The 17096-nt window shown below is 72.5% G+C and carries 7 protein-coding genes; all 7 read left to right on the top strand.

Annotated features, from left to right (window positions below; all coding sequences use genetic code 11):
• Positions 1-67: 67 nt before the first annotated feature.
• The 7 genes from AB0J97_RS18855 (at position 68) to AB0J97_RS18825 (ending at position 17093) form a co-directional block, all read left to right on the top strand.
• Complete coding sequence (locus tag AB0J97_RS18855) at positions 68-982, top strand: LLM class F420-dependent oxidoreductase (protein ID WP_364090121.1); 915 nt, start codon at positions 68-70, stop codon at positions 980-982.
• Positions 983-1024: 42 nt separating this feature from the next.
• The gene (locus AB0J97_RS18850) at positions 1025-2659 is read left to right on the top strand and encodes a 3' terminal RNA ribose 2'-O-methyltransferase Hen1 (protein ID WP_364090118.1); all 1635 of its coding nucleotides are present in this window, start codon (positions 1025-1027) and stop codon (positions 2657-2659) included.
• A complete protein-coding gene (locus AB0J97_RS18845; RefSeq protein ID WP_357697984.1) occupies positions 2643-5102 on the top strand; it encodes a polynucleotide kinase-phosphatase in 2460 nt (819 codons plus the stop codon). The genes AB0J97_RS18850 and AB0J97_RS18845 overlap by 17 nt, the downstream gene beginning before the upstream one ends.
• Positions 5103-5130: 28 nt before the next feature.
• Positions 5131-5256 (top strand): hypothetical protein, encoded by a 126-nt coding sequence (locus AB0J97_RS18840; protein ID WP_364090115.1) that lies wholly within the window; start codon positions 5131-5133, stop codon positions 5254-5256.
• Between the two features lie 85 nt (positions 5257-5341).
• Entirely contained in the window at positions 5342-6742 is a 1401-nt protein-coding gene (locus AB0J97_RS18835; protein ID WP_364090112.1) for a sugar porter family MFS transporter, read from the top strand.
• A gap of 31 nt (positions 6743-6773) precedes the next feature.
• On the top strand, positions 6774-7286 hold the full coding sequence (gene mug, locus AB0J97_RS18830) for a G/U mismatch-specific DNA glycosylase (protein WP_364090109.1): 513 nt from the start codon (positions 6774-6776) through the stop codon (positions 7284-7286).
• A gap of 156 nt (positions 7287-7442) precedes the next feature.
• A complete protein-coding gene (locus tag AB0J97_RS18825; protein WP_364090106.1) occupies positions 7443-17093 on the top strand; it encodes a hypothetical protein in 9651 nt (3216 codons plus the stop codon).
• The last annotated feature ends 3 nt before the right edge of the window (positions 17094-17096 follow it).

Here is a 17096-nt window from a genome sequence, read left to right as displayed (position 1 = left end):
GCAAGCCTTCGCCGGGTGGCGGGGGGCTTTTCCGGTCGCCGTCCGATGTGGGCGGATAATGAGCCTCATGAAGCTGCGGATCTTCACCGAGCCCCAGCAGGGCGCCACCTATGACGACCTGCTCGCCGTCGCCCAGGCCGCGGAACGCCTGGGGTTCGACGCCTTCTTCCGGTCCGACCACTACCAGCGCATCGGCCCCGGCGACCCCGGCGCCGGCTCGACCGACGCCTGGGTGACGCTCGGCGCCCTGGCCAGGGAGACGTCCACGATCAGGCTCGGCACGCTGGTGACGCCGGCCACGTTCCGGCTGCCCGGCCCGCTGGCGATCACCGTGGCCCAGGTCGACCAGATGAGCGGCGGCCGGGTCGAGCTGGGCTTCGGCACCGGCTGGTTCGACGGGGAGCACTCCGCGTACGGCATCCCGTTCCCGCCGCTCGGCGAGCGGTTCGGCCGCTTCGAGGAGCAGCTGGAGATCGTCACCGGCCTGTGGACGGCGAAGGACTCCTACTCCTTCGAGGGCCGCTACTACCGGCTGGTCGACTCGCCGGCGCTGCCCAAGCCGGCCCAGCGGCCCCGTCCGCCGGTGATCATCGGCGGCTTCGGCGCCAAGCGCACGCCCCGGCTGGCGGCCGAGTACGCCGACGAGTACAACGTGCCGTTCCGCACCCTGGCCGACACCGGGCAGGCGTTCGCGCGGGTGCGCGAGGCGGCCGACGCGGTGGGCCGCGGCCTGATCCTGTCGGCGGCGCAGACCGTCGTCGTCGGCGCCGACCAGGCCGAGATCGAGCGGCGCGCCGCCGCCATCGGCCAGGACCCCGGCCTGCTGCGCGAGGGCGGCCTGTGCGGCACCCCCGACGAGGTGGTGGCCAAGCTCGGCGCGTTCGCCAAGCTCGGGGCCGAGCGGGTCTACCTCCAGGTCCTCGACCTGGCCGACCTCGAACACCTGGAGCTGATCGCCGCAGAGGTGTTGCCGCACGTGTAATTCCGTTGGCGGTGCTTCGTCCGGCTACGGCACACTTGGGGCGTGCTGTTGACGATCACGACCACCGCCACGCCGGCCACCGACCTGGGCTTTCTCCTGCACAAGCATCCTGAGCGCGTGCAGGAGTTCGGCCAATCGTTCGGCACGGCCACGGTGTTCTACCCGGAGGCGGGCGAGGAGCGCTGCACGGCGGCCCTCCTGCTGGAGGTCGACCCGATCGCGCTGGTCCGGTCGCGCGGCCGCAACTCGCCCGACTTCAGCCTGTCGCAGTACGTCAACGACCGCCCGTACGCGGCCTCGTCGCTGCTGGCCGTCGCGCTCGCCGACGTCTTCCGCACCGCGCGGGCGGGCCGCTGCAAGGCCCGTCCCGAGCTGCCGGGCACCGCGCTGCCGCTGGAGATCCGGGTGCCCGCGCTGCCCTGCCGGGGCGGCCCCGAGCTGGCCCGGCGGCTGTTCGAGCCGCTGGGCTGGACGGTGGAGGCGCAGCCGCTGCCGCTGGACGAGGGCTTCCCCGAGTGGGGCGAGTCCCGGTACGTGCGGCTCACCTTGAGCGGCACCGTGCTCCTGGCCGACGCGCTCAACCACCTCTACGTGCTGCTCCCCGTGCTGGACGACGGCAAGCACTACTGGATCGCGTCCGACGAGATCGACAAGCTCGTCAAGGCGGGGGCGGGCTGGCTCGGCGAGCATCCGGAGCGCGGCCTGATCACCCGGCGCTACTTCGGGCGGCGCTGGTCGCTGGCCCGCGCCGCGCTGGCCAGGCTGGCCGAGCTGGGCGACGAGACCGAGGAGGAGCTGGAGCCGGCGCTCGCCGAGGAGGCCCCCGCCGAGGAGACCGCCGCCGACGAGGCCGCCGCCGCCTTCACCGCCGACCCCGCCGCTTCCGACCCCGCTGCTTCCGACCCTGCTGCTTCCGACCCTGCTGCTTCCGACCCTGCTGCTTCCGACCCTGCTGCTTCCGACCCTGCCGCTTCCGACCCTGCCGCTGCCGACACTGGCGCCGCTGCCGACGCTCCGGAAGCCGGGCCCGAAGGGGAGGCCGCGCCCGGAGGGCGGCCGGAGCCGAAGGCGCGGCCGCTCAACACGCTGCGGCGCGAGGCCGTGCTGCGCAGGCTCGAAGAGCTCGGCGCGACGAGCGTGATCGACCTGGGCTGCGGGCAGGGCGAGCTGGTCGCCGCGCTGCTGGCCAGGCCCAGGTTCGCCCGCGTCGCCGGCATGGACGTCTCCTCCATCGCGCTCACCATCGCCGCCCGCAAGCTGCGCCTGGACCGCATGCCCGACGCCAAGCGGGCCCGGCTCACCCTGTTCCAGGGCGCGCTGACGTACACCGACAAGCGGCTGGCCGGCTACGACGCCGCCGTGCTCATGGAGGTCGTCGAGCACGTCGACCCGCCGCGGCTGGCCGCGCTCGAACGCGTCGTGTTCGGCCGCGCCCGGCCGGAGCACGTGCTCGTCACCACGCCCAACATCGAGCACAACGTGCGTTACGAGTTCCTGACCGGCCTGCGCCACCCCGACCACCGCTTCGAGTGGACCCGGGCCGAGTTCGCCGCCTGGGCCGACCGGGTGGCCGCCCAGTACGGCTACCACGTCGCCTTCGAACCCGTCGGCGAGGACGACCCCGAGGTCGGCCCGCCCACCCAGATGGGAGTCTTCACCCGTGATCAGCGTTCCTGAGCTGTCCCTCGTGGTGCTCGTCGGCGTCTCCGGCAGCGGCAAGTCCACCTTCGCGCGCCGCCACTTCAAGCCCACGCAGGTCATCTCCTCCGACTTCTGCCGCGGCCTGGTGTCCGACGACGAGAACGACCAGGCCGCCACGCCCGCCGCGTTCGACCTGCTGCACCACATCGTCGGCGTCCGCCTGTCCAGGGGCCTGTTCACCGTCGTGGACGCCACCAACGTCCAGTACCCGGCCCGCAAGAGCCTCATCGAGCTGGCCAGACAGCACGACGTGCTGGCCGACGCCATCGTGCTGGACACGCCGGAGGAGGTCGCCGTCGAGCGCAACGCCGCGCGTCCCGACCGCGACTTCGGCCCCGGCGTCGTGATCCGCCAGCGCAAGGAGCTGCGCCGCTCGCTGTCCAAGATCTCCGCCGACGGTTTCCGGCGGGTGCACGTGCTGCGCGGCCTGGAGGAGATCGACAACGCCGAGATCACGTACGAGAAGGCGTGGTCGGACCGGACCGAGCTGACCGGCCCGTTCGACATCATCGGCGACGTGCACGGCTGCCGCTCGGAGCTGGAGACGCTGCTGCGGAAGCTGGGCTGGCAGGGCCTGGCCCACCCCGAGGGCCGTACCGCCGTGTTCGTCGGCGACCTGGTCGACCGCGGGCCCGACACGCCGGGCGTGCTGCGCCTGGTCATGGACATGGTCGAGGCGGGCACCGCCATCTGCGTGGCCGGCAACCACGAGCAGAAGCTCGTGCGCGCGCTGAACGGCCGCAAGGTCACGGTCGCCCACGGCCTGCGCGAGTCGCTGGACCAGCTCGCCGCCGAGCCGCCCGAGTTCGGCGAGCGGGCCAGGACGTTCATGGACGGCCTGCTCAGCCACTACCGCCTGGACGGCGGCCGGCTCGTCGTCGCGCACGCCGGGCTGAAGGAGTCCTACCACGGCCGCGCCTCCAAGCGTGTACGCGCCTTCGCCCTGTACGGCGACACCACCGGCGAGACCGACGAGTACGGCCTCCCGGTCCGCTACCCGTGGGCCGACGAGTACCGCGGCCGGGCCATGGTCGTCTACGGCCACACGCCCACGGTCACCCCGGAGTGGGTCAACAACACGATCTGCCTGGACACCGGCTGCGTCTTCGGCGGCCACCTGACCGCGCTGCGCTACCCCGAGCGCGAGATCGTCCAGGTCCCGGCCGAGCAGGTCTGGTACGAGCCGGTCAAGCCGCTCGGCGGGCCCGCCCGCGAGCCCGGCATGCTCGACGTCGGCGACGTGATCGGCACCCGGCACGTCGAGACCCGCTTCGGCGGCCGGGTCAAGGTGCTGGAGGAGAACGCGGCCGCCGCGCTGGAGGTCATGAGCCGGTTCGCCGTCGACCCGAGCTGGCTGGTCTACCTGCCGCCGACCATGGCGCCGCCGGAGACGTCCAGGCTCGACGGTTACCTGGAGCACCCGCACGAGGCGTTCGAGGAGTTCGCCGCGGCGGGGGTGAGCGAGGTCGTGTGCGAGGAGAAGCACATGGGCTCGCGGGCCGTCGCCGTGCTGGCCAGGACGCCCGAGGTCGCCGCCGCCCGGTTCGGCGTGGCCGACGGCAGCGCGGGGGCGGTGTTCACGCGTACCGGGCGGCCGTTCTTCCGGGACATGACGCCGCTGGTCGAGGCGCTGCGCGCGGCCTGCGAGCCGCTGTGGGAGGAACTGCGCTCGGACTGGGTCGTGCTCGACTGCGAGCTGCTGCCCTGGTCGGCCAAGGCGGGCGAGCTGATCAGGTCGCAGTACGCCTCCGTCGGCGCCGCCGCGCGGGCCGCGCTGCCCGAGGCCGTCACGGCCCTGGAGGCGGCGGCCGGGCGCGGGCTCGACGTGGGCGGGTTGCTGACCCGCACCCGGCGCCGCTCCGCCAACGCCGCCCTGTTCCGCGACGCGTACGCGCGCTACTGCTGGCCGGTCGACGGGCTCGACGGGATCAGGCTGGCGCCGTTCCAGATCCTGGCCTGCGAGGGACGGGCCACGGCGCTGGAGCCGCACGCCTGGCACCTGTCCACGCTGGCGCTGCTCGACTCGCCGCTGATCGCCCCGACCAGGAACGTGACCGTCACGCTCGGCTCGCCGGAGTCCAGGGACGCGGCCACCGCCTGGTGGGAGTCGCTGACCGCCGCCGGGGGAGAGGGCATGGTGGTCAAGCCCGCCACGTACGTGCCCGGCCGGGTGCAGCCCGGCGTGAAGGTACGCGGCCGGGAGTACCTGCGGATCATCTACGGGCCCGACTACACCGAGTCCCTCGACGTGCTGCGCCGGCGCTTCCTCGGCAAGAAGCGTTCCCTGGCGCTGCGCGAGTACGCCCTCGGCCTGGAGGCGTTGTCGCGCCTGGCGGACGGCGAGGCGGGCTGGCGGGTGCACGAGCCGGTCTTCGCGGTGCTGGCCCTGGAGTCCGAGCCGGTGGACCCGCGCCTGTGACCGCCCGGGCCCTCTCCAAGGAGACGACATGACCGCCGACCGTCACCGTCCGGGCTACGTCCGGCGCAGGCTCGGGCGTGCGCTGCTGGGGTACGCCCTGGCGCTGGTGGCGGCGGTCGTCGTGATCGCGGTCTTCTGGCTGACCCGGTCCTGATGCCCGGTTTGCGGCAAGGTTGGGTAAGCGCCGCGCTACACAGGTGATCTCCGGGTAGGTCCCCGATCACGGGGAAGGGACCTGTATGGCAACTCGGTACACCCATCAGGAGCATCTGGGCCACGTCGTCTTCATCACCGCGGCGGCGGCCATCGGCGGCTTCCTGTTCGGATACGACAGCTCGGTCATCAACGGCGCGGTCACCGGCATCCAGCGGCACTTCCAGGTGGGCGCGGTCCAGATCGGCTTCGTCGTGGCCATCGCGCTGCTCGGGTCCGCGCTCGGGGCCTGGATCGGGGGCGGGCTGGCCGACCGGTGGGGGCGTACCCGGTCGATGCAGGTGGCCGCGGGCCTGTTCACCGTCAGCTCGATCGGGCAGATGTTGCCGTTCGCGATCTGGGACCTGGGGTTGTGGCGGGTCATCGCGGGCTTCGCGATCGGCATGGCCTCGGTGCTCGGTCCGGCCTACATCGCCGAGGTCGCGCCGCCCGCCTACCGGGGGAGGCTGGGCTCGTTCCAGCAGCTCGCCATCGTGCTCGGCATCGCGGTCTCGCAGCTCGTCAACTACCTGATCGCCGAGCTCGCGGGCGGCGACGTCAACAACCACCTGTGGGGGCTGCAGGCGTGGCAGTGGATGCTGGGCGCCTGTGCCGTCCCGGCCCTGCTGTACCTGCTGTTCGCCTCCACCATCCCCGAGTCGCCGCGCTACCTGATCATGTCGGGGCGGTCGAGGAAGGCCCGCGAGGTGCTGGCCGAGGTCGAGGGTGACGACGTGGACCTCGACGCCCGGATCGCCGAGATCCAGCACGTGCTGCGGACCGAGCGCGTGCCGGGGCTGAAGGACCTGCGCGGGAGCGCGCTCGGCCTGCTGCCGATCGTCTGGATCGGCATCATCCTGTCGGCGTTCCAGCAGCTCGTCGGCATCAATGTGATCTTCTACTACTCGTCCGTGTTGTGGCAGTCGGTGGGCATCAACCAGAGCAACTCGCTGCTGATCAGCTTCTCCAGCTCGATCATCAACATCATCGGCACGTTCATCGCCATCGCGCTGGTCGACCGGATCGGGCGTCGGCCGCTGCTGCTGATCGGCTCGGCCGGCATGACGATCGCGCTGGGCACGGCGGCCTGGGCGTTCAGCGCGTCGCGGGAGATCGGCGGCGTGGTCTCGCTGCCGAGCCCGCAGGGGCCGATCGCGCTCATCGCGGCCAACGTGTTCGTGCTGTTCTTCGCCCTGTCGTGGGGGGTGGTGGTCTGGGTCCTGCTCGGCGAGATGTTCCCGAACCGGATCCGCGCCGCCGCGCTCGGCGTCGCCGCGGCCGCGCAGTGGATCGCCAACTGGCTGATCACGGTCTCGTTCCCGGCGCTGTCGGAGTGGAACCTGCCGCTCACCTACGCCATGTACGCCCTGTTCGCCCTGCTGTCATTCCTCTTCGTCACCAAATGGGTCAAGGAGACCAAGGGCCGCAGACTCGAAGAGATGGGCTGACCACGCCGCGGAGTGGGCTAACCTCCGGCACGTGCTTGTCGACGTGCTCGGTCCCCGCCTGAACGTGCTTCTCTGCGGCATCAACCCCGGCCTGATGTCCGAGGCCACCGGCCACCACTTCGCCCGGCCGGGCAACAGGTTCTGGCCCGCGCTGCACCTGTCCGGCTTCACGCCGCGCCTGCTGGCCCCCGCCGAGCAGCACCTGCTCCCCTCGTACGGGCTGGGCATCACGAACATCGTCCCCCGGGCCAGTGCCAAGGCGTCGGAGTTGAGCAGGGACGAGCTGGTGGAGGGCGCCCGGGCGCTGGCGGAGAGGGTGGCGGAGCTGAGGCCGCGGGTGCTGGCCATCCTGGGTGTCTCGGCGTACCGGACGGCCTTCGATCAGCGTAAGGCGGTCATCGGACCCCAGCCCGAGCAGGTCGGCGAGGCCCGCGTGTGGGTGCTGCCGAACCCGAGCGGGCTCAACGCCCACTGGACCGTGACCACGATCGCGGAGGAGATGGCCCGCCTGCGGGCCTCACTGGACCGGCCGCACTCCGGATAGGCCCGGCGAGCGCCGCACAGCCGGTCGCTGAACTGCGCTTGCGGACGGATCCAAGTGACGCACAAGCGTCGATCGCTAGACACGTGCCCGGTTCGTTGCGTCTTCGCACTGGGGGGTCTGGTGGCAAGCCGGCGATTGTCGCGTGTCTTATGCGCATTGGCGTTACTCACGGGTCTGGTGGCGGCCGTGCCGCCGCCGGCCGTCGCGTCCACACAACCGGACGCCGAGACGGCGGCCCTGTTGTCCGCGGTGGAACGCTTCTCCACCGCGGGCGGCGGCCTGGCCGCGGTCGGGCCGATGGGCGAGCAACTGCCGCTCGTCGGCCTGGTGCCCGGCGGCGAGGACGCCCTGGGCCTGGGCGACCTGTTCCAGGTGGCCGTCCACGACAAGCTCAAGGACCTGACGGCCCTGGACGACCTCCAGGACGAGTACGAGCTGTCCGGCCCCCGCGCCGGCAAGCTGCTGGCCAAGGCGAGCACCCAGGGCGGGATCAGGCGGCTCGACCTGACCCTCGACGTCGCCAGGACGGTCGCCGGTCGCCCGATCTCCATCGCCAGCGCCCAGCCGAAGGTCTCGCTGACCACCTCGGGCGGCGTGGACGTCACGCTGAAGCTCACTGCGAAGCTGCCCTTCGCCTACGACCCGGCCACGAAGTCCGCCTGGCTGGGCAAGGACGCCACGGTCACCGTGCGGGCCGACGGCAAGCTCGCCGCCGGGGCCAGGCCGACCGCCGCCTTCGGCATCCTCGGCGTCGACCTTTCGGCGGCCTCGGCGCTCTCCTTCACCGCCGAGTTCACCGCCACCGCCGCCGACCCGGACGGCAACGGCAGGCTGGACCCGAGCGAGCTGGGCTCGGAGAGCCTGTTCACCTTCGCCCGCAAGGGCTCGGCGACCGCCAAGCTCCAGGTCACCGCGCAGCCGTTCGCCGGCGCCCCGGTCGAGGGGGCCGCCGCGACCATCGACGTGAGCTGGCCCGACCTCGCGACCGGCGGCCCGGCCGTCACCGTCACCCAGGCCGACCTGGACCGGCTCGACCGCTTCCAGACGCTCACCCCGAAGGACCTGCTCGACGGGCTGACCCACCTGGCCAACGCGATCACCGCCGCCCAGCGCGCCCGCTGGGACGGGCGGGGCGACCTCGACCTGCCGTTCATGCGCGGCTCCCTGGCCGACGCCGTGCAGGTGTCGGAGGCGATCCACGCCTTCGCCGCCGCCAGCGTGGACCGGAACACCGGCCGGCCCACCTTCACCTCGATCCAGGACCTGTTCGCCGCGCTCGGCAAGGCCCGCGGCCTGCCCGGAGGCGCGATCATCAAGGTCGCCGACGCCGGCTACGACGACGCCGCCAAGAAGATCGCCTTCACCCTCGTCGTGGACCGGACCGTGAACCCCACGCCCGAGCCGCTCAACCCCGCGGGTCAGACCGTCAGCGGGACGGGCACGGGCGTGACGTACACGGCCAAGACGCTCAAGCACGCCGGGCAGAAGTGGACGCCGGGGCAGTTCGCCGGGCGTACGGTCACCGCGGGCGCGTCCAGCGGCATCGTGGCCGACAACACCGCCGACACCGTCACCCTCGCCGAGCAGGGGTGGCGCGGTGGCGTGCCCGCCGCGGGCGCGCCGTACCGGATCTCCGCGAGCGACCCGATGATCGGGCAGGTCGCCTTCGGCGACACCTTCAAGACCGCCGCGGGGCTCGACCGCGCCAACGCGACCGCCGCGGTGGCGGGTGTCATGCGCGGCTACCACGCCTCGGCCACGGTCGTGCTCGACCTCGGCGATCCGGTGACCGGCCAGGGGTGCGCGCAGCGGCCGGACGGGCAGCAGAAGGCGTGCCCGTACAAACACGTCAACGCCGACGGCAGCGCCACCGTGGTGAACGAGCTGCCCAGGGCCGCGGACCGGATCATGTTGCGGACCGGCCGCGACCTGTTCGGCGCCCGCGTGTCGGTGCTCTCCTCGGTGAACGTCAACGCCGTCGCCGGTTACCTGGGCGTCCAGATCGCCGGTGACCTCACCATGGGCAGCAGGAACGGCGGCGACCTGGTCAAAGTCGGCCTCAAGGACCTCGGCGACGTGCCGCTGACCCGGCTGTTCGAGCGGCTGGCGAGCAAGCCGGGCGACGTCCTGACCTCCCAGGTGGACGCGGCCGCCAAGGCGCGGCTCACCCTGGGCGTGCCGGGCCTGGCCGACTTCTTCGGCGGCAAGGTCTCCGGCGAGGTGGAGATGCCGGACATCGGCAAGCCCACCACCGTCACGTTCAGCGGCTTCGACCAGATCGGCAGGGTCAAGGACTTCGCCTTCGATCCCGACAACCCGCAGGCGCTGTTCGGCGCGCTGATCAAGTCGCTGGGCGCGGTGGCCGCGTACCTCGACAGCGTCAAGGGCAGCGGGCCGGTCGGCGAGGCGATGACGGCGAAGGTGCCGCTGCTCGGGCGTTCGCTGTCCGAACTGGTCGCCTCCGAGGAGATGGGCTCGGGCCCCGGCGTCGTCTACGGCGACGGCGCCTGCGGCAACGAGAACGCCTACGTCACCGACCCCTCGCGCACGTTCACGCAGGCGCACATCGGCCGTCGGGTGGCCGTCGGCACCCGCGTGCTGACCGTCGCGACCGCGTGCGGCGAGCACACGCTGTCCTTCGCCGAGAAGTTCGGCCAGGCCGTTCCCGAGGCGGGCGCCGCCTACGCGCTGCGCTCGCCGCTCAGGGACGCGATCGACCGCCTGACCGCCGCCCCGCCGGACACCGTCCAGGCGCTGGTGGCCGAGCTGAACAAGGCGCTGGGCGGCCAGGCGCACATCGGCTATGAGGACGGCGCGCTGCGGCTGTCGCTGGCCTACGACAAGAAGGCGGCCGTGAAGGAGCCCCTGCGCTTCGCGTTCGGCGAGAGCAGCCTGGTCGCCGCCAAGGGCTCGGCCACGCTCGACGCCGCCGTCGAGGGCGAGGTGCGTCTCGGCCTGCGCGTGGCGCTCAAGCGCGACTTCGACCCGGCCCGCGACCTGCTCATCGAGACCGACTCCGGCCTCGACCTCCAGGCGAAGGCGCAGCTCGACGGCACGGTCAAGGCCGACGTCGGGCCGCTGCCGCTGGCCGTCGGCAAGGAGGGCGACGACCCGCTTCAGGCCAGGCTCGGTTACGGCGTGAGCCTGCGCTACGGCGGCGAGGCGCAGGACGCCGTCACCCCCGCCGCGTTCTTCTCCGGGCTCGACCTGGCCCTGAACGAGACGAGCGAGCCGGTCGCCTGCGACCGCGACCCGCACCGCGACGACACCGACCTGGCGCTGTGCGCCGTCCTGCCCGCCTACCTCAACGGCGCCCCGCTGACCGCGGACGGCAAGCACGCGCTCGTGCTGCGGCTGCCCAGGTCCGCCCCGCTGGCCGAGATGTTCGACCTGACCAGGAAGCTGCCCGGCGACGTGAACCGGCTGGAGCTGCCCTCCTTCGACTTCTCGACCCTGCCTCCCGGCCTGGAGCTGGACTGGACCAACCTCGGCGACGGCATCGACCGGTACCTCACCGCGCTGGAGACCGGCATGCGCATGGCCTCCGGCCAGGGCCGGCTGCCCATGGTCGGCGCCGACCTGCAGCAGGGGGCCGACTTCGTCGGCGCCAAACGTCAGGAGATCAAGGCCGCCCTCGCGAAGCTGCCCAACGGCGGCAAGGTGCCCACCGGCGGCGACCTGCGCAAGTGGTACAACGACGAACTCGCGCCCAAGGTCGGGCCCGGCGTGCAGCCCGTGATCACCTGCGTGCAGGCGCCCGTCCCCGACCCGGCCAAGCCCGAGGCGTGCGACGCGGCCAAGGGCGCCGAGCTGACCGGCATCGCGTTCAAGGTCAGCATCGGCAGGGGCGACGTCGATCCTGAGCAGGGCTGCGTCAAGGACTGCCTGGGCGTGGAGCGGCCGCTCGACATCGGCGTCCCGGGCCTCGCGCTGCGGCAGGGCGCGGGCAAGGGTGTACGGGCCGAGCTCGGCTGGCACGCCGAGGCCATGGTGGGCCTGGACCGGACCAGCGGCTTCTACCTCGACGCCGGCGAGGCCAACCGCCCGCGGGCGACCGTCGGCGTGAACGTCTCGCTGCCCGAGGAGATCAACGCCAGGCTGGCGATCCTCGACGTCACGCTCAAGAACCGCGAGCAGAACGCTCCCGACCTGTTCGCGGGCGCCTTCACCATCGGGCTCAAGCCCGTCGGCCGGATCGGGCTGAACCAGCTCGCCGACGCCACCGGCCTGGTGGAGACCTCCCTGCACGCCAAGGTCGCGGTGGACTGGCGTTTCAAGGTGACGGCCGGCTCGGCCATGTTCCCCGGCCTGTTCGGCGACTTCGACCTGGACTGGGACCTCACCAAGGGCGGCTCCCCCGACCCGGCGAACCTGAACATCGCCTTCAACAACGTGAACCTGGAGGCCGGGGACTTCTTCCGCAGCGTCCTCGGCCCGGTGGTGACCCAGGTCAAGAAGGTCACGGACCCGGTCAGACCGGTGATCGACCAGCTCTACGCGCCCATCCCCGTGCTGTCGGACCTGAGCAAGGCCGCGGGCGGCGGCGAGGTGAACCTGATGACGATCGCCAAGAAGTACAACACGGTGGCGGGCGGCGGCACGACCAAGTTCATCGAGCGGATGATCGAGGTCGGCAGGCTGGTCTCGGCGCTGCCCGACTGCCAGGGCGAGCTGCACATCCCCATCGGCAGCTTCACCGTGGCCGGCGACCGCGCGCTGAACACCGAGAACTCGCCCGACGTCGCGGACTCGCTGATCAAGGACATGGCCCCCGCCACGGACGACCTGTTCGCGGCGCTCGACCAGGGCGCCAGAACGTGCGGGAAGGGCAAGGCCGCCGTCGCCGACGCGCAGGGGCCCATGGAGCACTCCGCCAAGGCAGGCTTCAGCTTCCCCGTGCTGCAGAACGCCGGACGGTCGATCTTCAGCCTGCTCATGGGCAAGGACGTCGAGCTGGTCGCGTTCGACTCCGGGCCGCTGCGGCTCGGCTTCTCCTACAGCCAGTCCTTCGGCCCGGTCTGGTCGCCGCCGCCCATCATGGTGGTCATCTCCGGCACCGCCGCGGTCGAGGCCCACATCAGGGCGGGTTTCGACACGTACGGCATCCGCAAGGCGATCGAGCAGCGCAAGCTCGACCTCCAGGTCCTGGACAGCCTGTACCTGAAGACCACCGACGACCAGGGCAGACCCCTGCCCGCGATCACCCTGACCGGACGGCTGGAGGCGGGCGCGGCGGTCGACGTGGTGCTGGTCAAGGCGGGGGTGAGCGGCGGCGTCTTCCTCACCGTCGCCATGAACTGGCTCGATCCCACCAACGACGGCAAGTTCAGGTTCTCCGAGTTCGCCGACGTCCTGCTGCGCAACCCGCTGTGCCTGTTCTCCCTGGACGGCGAGCTGAAGGTCTACCTGAAGGCCTGGGTCGAGGTGGGCATCTCGATCTTCAAGAAACGGTTCGACTGGACGATCGTCGAGGCCAAGCTCCTCGACTTCTCGGTCAGGCCGAAGTGCGACGAGGACCCGCCGAAGCTCGCGACCGTCGCAGGCGACGCCCTGGTGCTGCACGTCGGACCGATGCGCAAGGCCAGGGGCGGCAGCACGGCCAAGCCGGGCGACGACGCCGAGCAGTGGACCGTCAGCCAGCTCCCCGGCGACGAGGGTTTCGTGGTCAGCGCGCTGGGCGTGCGCGAGGAGCACCGCAACGCGGGCCTGACGCGGGTGCTGGCCGACGGCCGCGGCGCGAAGGGCGCGCTGCGGCTGGTCTTCCAGGGGTACGGCGACGACACCGCCGGGCCGCGCCCGTTCGACCGGACCGTCGTGGCGTTCGGCGGTGACGGCGACGACATGATCCTGGCCGGCGCCGGCCGGAACGTGATCGACGGCGGCAAGGGCGACGACCAGATCACCAGCGGCGACCAGTACGACGGTCCCGCCGCGATCGTGGCCGGCGGCCCCGGCGACGACTACGTCACCGTGGGCGGCGCGGGTGGCTGGGTGGCCGGTGACGGCCACCTGACCCCCGCCACCCGCAGGGTCGGTGACGTGCAGGTCGCCGACTGGACCGCCGAGGATCTGCCCGGCACGCCCGCCGACGGCTCGTCCGACGGCGCCGACCGCATCGCGGCCGGGCTCGGCGAGAACCGGCTCTATGGCAACGGCGGGAACGACACCATCGCCGTGGCCTCCGACAGTCCGCTGGCGACGACGGACGGTTCGCCGCGTTTCCGGGCGCAGCCGAGCCTGTTGGTCGGTGGACCCGGTGCGGACACGTTGACCGGTGGTTCGGCGGCCGACGAGATCTACACCGGGCCGCGTGAGGAGTTCGGCCGGGACGAGGCGGGCCCCGCCGATTCGGGGCCGAACTACGTCGACACCGGCGCGGGTGCGGACAAGGTGTTCGGCGGTCAGGCCGTTGATCTGGTCGCCGGCCACTCGGCTCCGGGTGAGGTCGTGAAGATCATCGGTGGTGGCGGGGACGACGTGCTGGCGGGTGGTCACGGCAAGGACGAGATCTTCGGTGGTCCCGGTGACGACTGGGTGATCGCCGAGCCGTCCGACGTCGGTGAGGCGCAGGGGCGTGACGACTTCGGTCCTGCCCGGCAGGTGCGTCATCTGCCGCTGCCGGCGGGCGTGCAGCCCTCGGCCAAGCGGTTGTCCGGCGGCGACGGGAACGACCACGTCGTCGGCGGTGACGGAGGCGCGACCGTCTTCGGCGACCGCTGGCGGGACGAACCGTGCGAGGAGCACGACGGCGACGCCGACGGCCGGGACCTCGTCCTCGGCGGCGCGGGCAAGGAGATCGTGTCGGCAGGCGGCGGCGCCGACCGGGTCGAGGCCGGTGGCGGCCAGGACCGGGTCTGCGGCGAACGCGGCGACGACCGCCTGGCCGGCGGCTCGGGCGACGACCAGGTCGCGGGCGGCTCGGGCGACGACACGGCGCTCGGCGACGACGGCGATGACGAGGTGACCGGCGGCTCCGGCGACGACACCCTGTACGGCGGCGCTCACGACGACACCGTGGTGGGCGAGTCCGGGCAGGACCGGCTGTTCGGCGGCGAAGGTGACGACCTGGTCATCGGCGGCACGCGCACGGCGGGCAAGGACGACAAGGGCGACGTCCTGTACGGCGATGCGGGAGCGGACCGGCTGATCGGCGACAACGGCGACGCCGGTGGCCCGTTCGACCTCGACGGCACCCCGGAGGAGGCCGGCGGCCCGGACGTGATCCACGGCGGCGACGGCGCCGACGTGGGGTACGGCGGGATCGGGTCCGACGAGGTGCACGGCGACGCGGGCGACGACCACCTGGAAGGCGGCGTCGGCGGCGACAAGGTGTACGGCGAGGCCGGGGAGGACGAACTCGTGGGCGGCGCTTCGGGCCCGTACCCGGACGGCGGCGACACGCTGCTGGGCGGCGAAGGCCCGGACGTGATCACCGCCGACAACGCCCTCCTCACCACCCCAACCCAACCCACCCAGTCCCCGACTCCGACCAGCACTCCCTCCGGCAGTGCGATGCCGCCCACCACCACATCCGGCACTGCGACGCCGTCGGTGTCGGTGTCGGCCACGCCCAGCGCGGCCGCTTCCGGGACCAACACGCCTCCCACTTCGGCGAGCCCGTCGGGGACGGGGAGCCCGGCGACCGTAAGGCCGTCGGCGACGGAAAGCCCATCAGCAACGCAGACACCGTCGGCCTCGCCATCGGTCACGGCCACCCCGCCCGGCAAGTCCGCACCCGATGTGGACGCGTCTGACGCGGCTACTTCGGTGGCCGCGCGGCCGGGGCAGGCGGTTGCGCACCGGGTGAAGCTGCTCGCGGGTGGCTTCGGCCCCGACGTGGCCGACGGCGGTGCGGGCAACGACGCGATCTTCGGTCAGGGCGGCCCTGACCGGCTGCGCGGCCAGGAAGGCGACGACTACGCCGAGGGCGGCGCGGGCGTGGACTGGGTCGAAGGCGACCAGGGCAACGACGACCTGGTCGGCGGCACCCACACGACAGCCGACACCACAGCGGACGACGTCGCGGACGCCCTGTACGGCGGCCCCGGTGACGACGTCATCGCCGGCGACAACGCCGTGGTGACGCTGACGGGCACCCCGGCCGCCGCCACCGTCCGCCTGGGCTCGTCGGGCACCCCGATGACCCCACGCGCGGTCACCCTCCTGGGCGACGGCTCTGGAGGGGACAGGATTTCGGGGGGTTCTGGGGTGGATGTCCTGTGGGGGCAGAGCGGGGACGATCAGATGTCGGGTGGGGGCCAGGGGGACTACGCCGAGGGTGGTGACGGCGCGGACCAGATCCGTGGTGACCTGCCGCTGTCGGCCGAGTCCACCAGGACCATCGGCCGCCCTCTGCCCGACCCCGGCTGGAAGGGCGACCCCAGCGGCCCGGCCGACCTGGAAGGCGACGACACCCCCGGCCAGGACGACCTGATCGGCGGCTCGGCCCGACAGGCCGCCACCGACCAGGCCGATGCGATCGAGGGCAACGGCGGCGCCGACGTCCTGCTCGGCGACAACGGCTCCCTCGTCCGCACCCTCACCGGCACCAGCGAGAAGGTCTACGCCGAGCGCTACCCCGCGGGCCAGACACCCGCGGACGCCACCCGCGTCCGCGGCCACGACCCCGCATTGCCCGGCGACTCCACCAGGTTCTGCACCCAGACCCAGACCACCTGCGAACCGGCCGGCTCCTCCGGCGCCGACCACCTGTACGGCGACGACGGCGACGACGCACTGTGGGGCCAGGACGGCGACGACGAACTGCACGGCGGCCAGGGCGACGACGACCTGTTCGGCGAACTGGGCGACGACACCCTGTACGGCGGCCCGGGCGAGGACGCCATGCTCGGCGACCGGGGCGGCGTGCTGAACGAGCGCATCGACGCCTCCGACGCCCAGCGGCTCGGCTTCACCGTCAGCCTCAACGCGCCGCCGAAGGAGACCTACAAGGGCTTCCAGGCCGGCACGTACGACCGCCGCACCGACCTGCTGCACGACACCGACGGCGAGGCGTGGGTGAGCGCCGCCATGCCGCACGACGGTTTCGCCAAGGGCGGCGACGACCGCCTGCGCGGCGGCCCCGGACGCGACAGCATGCACGGCGGCGCCGGCGATGACCTGGTCAACGGTGACAGCGGCGGCGACGAGGTGTTCGGCGGCGACGGCGCGGACGTCATCTGGGGCGGCAAGGGCTGCGACCCGGTCCTGGACGCCGCCACCCCGGACTGCCAGTCCGGCGGCGCGTTCGACCCGGCCGCGCGCGGCACCGGCGACCGTTTCGTGGACCGCGTCTTCGGCGGGGCCGGCGCGGACCTGCTCGACTACAACCCGCGCGGTTCGTACCCCGGCTCGTGCGCCCCCGGCAAGATGCCGGAAGGCGAGCTGACCACGGTGGTGGACCCGTGCGCGTGGTTCCGGATGACCGACAAGGACAACGCCGCCACCGACGACGACCAGCACCACCAGGGCGTGGACTGGCAGTACGGCGGCGCCGACCGCGACGTGCTCCAGGGCGACCGCACGGCCAACGGCCCCAACCCCGGCGACAAGATGATCGACTGGAACGGCGGCTTCAACCTCTACACCCACTGCGGCCCGGCCAACGGCGGGCACAACATCGTCCGCCAGCACTCCCCGGCGATGCTCGACTTCCTGGCCAAAGTGGCCTGGGGCTCGGGCGCCGGGCGTGCGGCGGGCGACCCGTCGGGGACGCGGGAGGTGGCCGTCCCGGCCTCGGGCGACAGCGGTTCGCCCTATCCCACCTCACCCGGACACTTCGACTCGCCCGTGGCCTGCGCGGGCTGATCA

It is taken from the genome of Nonomuraea sp. NPDC049607 (assembly GCF_040675375.1).
Taxonomy (GTDB): Bacteria; Actinomycetota; Actinomycetes; order Streptosporangiales; family Streptosporangiaceae; genus Nonomuraea.
The sequence above is the reverse complement of the archived record's forward strand: the minus strand, read 5'-3'. Positions and strand labels throughout refer to the sequence as shown.

What these genes read in the sequence shown, in the direction of transcription:
- AB0J97_RS18835 (WP_364090112.1), top strand. Translation starts at nt 5,342, where the DNA reads ATGGCAACTCGGTACACCCATCAGGAGCATCTGGGCCACGTCGTCTTC.
- AB0J97_RS18855 (WP_364090121.1), top strand. Translation starts at nt 68, where the DNA reads ATGAAGCTGCGGATCTTCACCGAGCCCCAGCAGGGCGCCACCTATGAC.
- AB0J97_RS18840 (WP_364090115.1), top strand. Translation starts at nt 5,131, where the DNA reads ATGACCGCCGACCGTCACCGTCCGGGCTACGTCCGGCGCAGGCTCGGG.